Origin of the sequence: Chitinophaga sp., assembly GCF_035564935.1 — a bacterium.
Lineage (GTDB): Bacteria > Bacteroidota > Bacteroidia > Chitinophagales > Chitinophagaceae > Chitinophaga.
Genome location: NZ_DATMTE010000623.1, coordinates 1 through 5797 on the forward strand (window position 1 = coordinate 1; position 5797 = coordinate 5797).

The 5797-nt window shown below is 47.2% G+C and carries 4 protein-coding genes; 3 read left to right on the top strand and 1 reads right to left on the bottom strand.

Annotated features, from left to right (window positions below; translation table 11 throughout):
• Positions 1–129 precede the first annotated feature (129 nt).
• Positions 130–1080 carry a sugar phosphate isomerase/epimerase family protein gene (locus VN105_RS15870; RefSeq protein ID WP_325642507.1) on the top strand — a complete coding sequence of 317 codons (951 nt, stop codon included), beginning with the start codon at positions 130–132 and terminating at the stop codon, positions 1078–1080.
• Between the two features lie 4 nt (positions 1081–1084).
• Here VN105_RS15870 and VN105_RS15875 read toward each other — a convergent pair whose 3' ends face one another.
• Positions 1085–2098, bottom strand: a complete 1014-nt coding sequence (locus VN105_RS15875; protein WP_325642508.1) for a LacI family DNA-binding transcriptional regulator — start codon at positions 2096–2098, stop codon at positions 1085–1087.
• A 323-nt stretch (positions 2099–2421) separates the two neighbouring features.
• Here VN105_RS15875 and VN105_RS15880 point away from each other — a divergent pair, with 323 nt between their 5' ends.
• A complete protein-coding gene (locus VN105_RS15880; protein ID WP_325642509.1) occupies positions 2422–5592 on the top strand; it encodes a TonB-dependent receptor in 3171 nt (1056 codons plus the stop codon).
• Positions 5593–5612: 20 nt separating this feature from the next.
• Positions 5613–5797, top strand: a 185-nt coding sequence (locus VN105_RS15885; RefSeq protein ID WP_325642510.1) for a hypothetical protein, incomplete at its 3' end; no start/stop codon positions are given.

The window sequence follows — 5797 nt, forward strand, 5'->3', positions numbered from 1 at the left end:
ATTTTCATATAGAATGGTTTAACGCCCGGATGCTGTTGCGCACAAATCATACCAGCGCCGGCTATATTTTTCATGTGCAAAATATTAGCGGTTGCATTTGCCGGATGTAAGTTATATTTTAACGGTATTATGACGGAGCTATCATTTAACCGCAGGCATGCTTTAAAAACGCTGGGTTTAACCGCCGGCGCTGCCTTACTGAACCTGCCGGCATCAGCGGAAGCCGGTGGGGAAAAGCCTTCCCCGGCTTTTAAGTACTCGCTGAACATGAGCACTATCCGCGGTCAGCGACTGGGATTTATTAAAGAGCTGGAAGTTGCATCCAAAGCGGGATTCAGATCAGTGGAGATATGGATAGATACTTTTCAGCAATACCTGGAGCAGGGCGGGTCAGCAACAGAAGCTAAAAAGATAATCAGCGATTTAGGTATTGAAATAGAAAATGCCATTGGTTTTGCCAAATGGATAGTGGATGATGACGCCACCCGCAAAGCAGGGCAGGAACAGCTGCAGCGTGAAATGGAACAGCTGGCGAAAATTGGTTGTAAACGGGTAGCAGCTCCCCCCATGGGTGCCAACAGTAAAGATGCTGCTTTAATAAACCTGGATGTTATTACAGAAAGATACATAACAATACTGGAGATGGGAGAGAAGACCGGCGTGATGCCTATTCTCGAAATGTGGGGAGGATCGCCCAACCTGAAAAAGATAAGCCAGGTGCTGTATGTAGTTGCAGCAAGCGGTCGTAAGGATGCGCGCCTGCTGATGGATGCATTCCATATTTTTAAAGGAGGCTCGGAGCCGGACAGTATGGCGTTTGTGGGTAAACCCGCTGTAGAGGTGTTCCATATCAACGATTACCCGGCAGGTATTGCGCCGGAAAAAATTTCTGAGCCGGATCGTATTTACCCGGGAGATGGCATTGCGCCGTTGCGGCAAATGCTGCAGTATATAAAAGATCCCGGTAAACCGGTGGTATTGTCGCTCGAGGTTTTTAACCCGGAGTATTATAAACAGGATGCCCTGCTGGTGGCGAAAACCGGTTTGGCAAAAATGAAGGCTGTTACGGCGGGCGTGTAAGGATTCAGCTGGATTCCCTCACAATCAGTTCCGTTTTCAATACCCTGATAATACTTTTCCAATCGGCTACATCCCTGCTCATCTGGTCTATAAGCAGCTGTGCTGCGGTGCCGCCGATTTCCTTTACCGGCTGCGATACCGTAGTCAGGGAAGGATGAATAAGCCCTGAGGCAAAGTCGTTACTGAAGCCTACTACGGCGATATCTTCCGGTACCCGCAGGCCTCTCTTTTTTACTACCTGTATAATTTCTATGGCAGTAGGGTCGCTGATGGCAAAAATGGCATCAGGCGGATGTGGGAGGTTTAAAAGATGGTTCACATAAATATGCACCTTATCAAGATTCAGATCATAAGGGATCACCAGTTCTTCATCGAACTCAATATTATTTTTTCTTAGTGCTGCTTTATACCCGTTCTGCCTTTTTTCACTGATCTTTAAAGAGGCGGGGCCGGATAAATGCGCAATTCTTTTCCTGCCCCTCTCAATCAGGTGATTTACGGCCCTGAATGCACCATCGTAATCATCAACAATTACTTTGGGCACATCCATTTCATCACATACACGATTAAAAAATACAATGGGAATACCCTTTCGCTGGAATATCTTTAGATGATCAAAGTTCTTTGTTTCTTTAGTGATAGATACCAGCACGCCATCTACCTGGTTAGCCAGCATTACTTTGGTATTGGCTACTTCCGTTTCATAGGTTTCGTTCGACTGGCAAATGACCGTATTGTAGCCGGCTTTGCTGGCCACTTCCTGCGCACCTATGGTAATGTTCGGGAAATAGGAACTGGTAAATTCAGGTACAATGATGCCAATGGTATTTGTTTTCCGTGTAACCAGGCTAATGGCAAGCATATTTCGCTGGTAATCCAGTTTTTCCGCCAGCTCCAGTACCGCCTGCCGGGTTGCCGCATTTACGCTGGGATGCCCTGTTAATGCCCTTGATACAGTTGATTTGGAAAGATTCAGCTGTTTCGCGATGTCAACGATGGTGATCTGGTGTCGCTTCATCCGTTTTTTTATGTAAAGAAACACAATTATACCAAAATTGGGAACATTCCCAATTTATGGGAATGTTCCCAATTGTAAAATGATCATTTTTTTATTCGCCGGGTAACAGTTAGTTATAATCTTTGGAACACATAAATTCTCACGATATGAAAGAACTGTTGCTCAGAACTTCTTTTGCGCCAACCGTGCCCGTACCTGTACATTTACACCAATCATCCACGTTTCACCCGTTACGCCAATACACGGAGTAAGTACCTCCACCGGCACACAACAAAAACCAACATGAATTACACAAACTAACATCTAAAAACACGTTTGGGGGTATGCAGAAAAATGTTTTCTTATCAGCAGGGTATTTATTGCTCCTGCTTTTTATCATCTTACCTGTTGCAGATGCAGCAGCACAGCAGCCCGCCACGGGGCAGGCTGAAAAAAGATCCGTTACGGGTAAAATAACGGAAGCCGCAGGCACCGCCCTGCCAGGCGTAACTATCCGCGTTAAAAACGACAAAACGTCCGCCATTACCAATGAAGAAGGAATTTACAACATTGCGGTGCCCAACACTCCTGGCGCAACCCTCGTATTCAGTTACGTAGGATTTTTGAGCCGGGAAGTAAAGCTTACCGCCGGCAGAACGGTGTATAATATTGTGCTGGAACCGGCCATTAAAGGGCTGAACGATGTAGTGGTGATCGGTTATGGCACCGTGAAAAGAAAAGATGTTACCGGGTCTGTAGGAGAGGTGAAGATGGCCGACCTGGCAAAAGCGCCAGTACCTTCTTTTGAAGAAGCCCTCGCCGGCCGTGTGGCAGGTGTGCAGGTATCTGCCAGCGACGGACAGCCGGGATCCGCCCTGAACATCGTTATCCGGGGTAATAACTCGGTTACACAGGAAAACTCCCCGCTGTACGTGGTGGACGGATTCCCGATGGAAAACCCTTCCAACAATATTTTCAACCCGGAAGAAATTGCCTCCATTGAAGTATTGAAAGACGCCTCCGCTACCGCTATTTACGGTGCAAGAGGCGCCAACGGCGTAATTCTCATCACCACAAAAAAAGGTAAAACAGGTGCGCCAACGGTTACCTATCAAACCTGGATGGGCCTCCAGGAAAATATGAAAAAACAAAAAATGATGAGCCCTTACGAGTTCGTCAAATACCAGCTGGAACAAAATTCTACCTTCTATACTCCTATATACCTGGGGGAAGATAAAACATTGGAGGATTACAAGAACGTAAAAGGTATCGACTGGCAGGACCAGGTTTTCAGGAAAGCATTTATGCAGAATCATAGCCTCTCCCTGAGAGGTGGTAACGATAGAACAACTTATTCCCTTTCCGGCTCCCTGCTTGACCAGGATGGTATTATCATCAACAGTGGGTTTAAACGCTACCAGGGCCGGGCTGTAATAGATCAGCGGCTGAACGATAAAGTGAAGGCAGGCATCAATATAAACTACACCGGTACCAAAACCTATGGGGCCGTGGCTTCGCCCACACCTTCGGGGCCTACTTCCAGCCTGATGTACAGCGTTTGGGGATACCGGCCGGTAACCGGCAATGCTTCAGATGATGCGTCTATTATTGATGAACCGTTTGATCCGGATGTAGACCCCCTGAATGAGTACCGCATGAACCCGATCATCTCTACTAAAAATGAATACAACCCGCAGTTCAATAACACGCTTATCACCAATGCCTACCTGGAATACAAACCGGCAAAATACTTTACATTAAGAATAGCCGGCGGTCTTACCAAAGAAGCAGTGCGGAAAGAAATATTCAATAATTCCAATACCCGCCTCGGGAACCCGAAGAGCAGCGTGCTGGGTATTAACGGATCAGTGAGCAACCTGGAACGCACCAACTGGCTCAACGAAAACACCCTCACCTATGCAAGAGTGATCAATAAAGACCATAACCTGAATGTGCTGGGTGGTTTCACCATGCAGAAATCATCTTATTACAGCTACGGGTTCACCGCCAGCCAGGTGCCCAACGAATCGCTGGGTATGAGCGGCCTGGATGAAGGGATCATTAATACCGCGCCTACCGCGAGATCGTCTTACGCGTTAATGTCTTTCCTGGGCCGCGTGAACTACGGGTATAAATCACGCTACCTGCTCACGTTGTCGCTCCGCGCCGACGGATCTTCCAAGTTCCCCGACAACAACCGCTGGGCCTATTTCCCCTCCGGTGCAGTGGCCTGGAGGATCATTGAAGAATCTTTCATGAAAAATATATCCTTCCTCTCCGATGCCAAAATACGCGCAGGATACGGTACCACCGGGAATAACAGGGTGTCGGATTTTGCTTACCTCACTTCCCTGCAGTTGTTCCCTTATTCCGGTTACAGCTTCGGCAATTCACCCGTGCAGGGTATCATCCCCAGCAACCTGGGATACCCGAAACTGAAATGGGAAACTACCGCGCAAACAGATATCGGTATAGACCTGGGCTTTTTAAAGAACCGTATTATGGTAACGGCGGATTACTATAAGAAGAACACGAAAGACCTGCTGCTGAATGCCACCCTGGCGCCTTCTTCCGGTTACCTGAGCGGTATCCGTAACATCGGTAAGGTATCTAATGAAGGGTTGGAGTTTTCTGTCAGTTCCACGAACATCCAGCATAAGAAATTCTCCTGGTCCACCAGCTTCAATATTTCGTTTAACCGTAACCGTGTGATACAGCTGAACGAAGGAGAACCCAGCTACGCATCGCGGATCACCTGGGGTAACTTTAATAACGCTTATCCATATATCGCTATTCCCGGTCATCCTATTGCATCCTTCTATGGATTTATGTTTGATGGCGTTTACCAATACAGCGATTTTGACAAGGTGAACGGAACTACCTACGTGCTGAAAGATAATGTGCCTAACAACGGTAACCCACGAAGCAGTATACAGCCGGGATATATTAAGTTTAAAGATATCAATGGCGATGGACAGGTAGATAACAACGACCTCACGGTTATCGGTAATCCTAACCCGGTACATACTGGCGGGATCTCCAATAATTTCACCTACAGGAACTTTGACCTGAACGTATTTTTCCAGTGGAGTTATGGCAACGATATCCTCAACGCCAACCGCATAGAGTTTGAAAACGGGGATGTAACAAGATCGTTCCTGAACATGTTCGCCAGCTATGCCGACCGCTGGACACCGGAAAATCAAACCAATAAATTGTACAAGGTAGGCGGACAGGGACCGCTGGTATATTCCTCCCGCACTATTGAAGACGGCTCCTACCTGCGTCTTAAAACAGTGGCGCTGGGATATAATTTGCCGGCTCCGCTGCTGAAACAGGCGAAAATAAAGGCGCTGCGGGTATATGCTTCTGCACAGAACCTGATCACCTGGACCAACTACTCAGGACTGGACCCTGAAGTATCTGTAAGGCAATCGGCTTTAACACCGGGCTTCGATTGGTCGGCCTACCCGAAGGCAAGAACCATCACCTTCGGACTGGATGTGACCTTTTAACGAACTAAAAAGCTGTGATTATGAAATCAAGTAAAACAAAATCATCTCCCGTTATAAAAATAAAATACCTGCTGCTGCTGTGCATCCTTGCAGGCAGTACCTTCAGTGCCTGTAATAAATTCCTGGACACAAAACCACAGGATTTTGTGACGCCGGAGAATTATTATAATACAGAAGCCGATCTCGACAGGGCGCTGAATGGCGT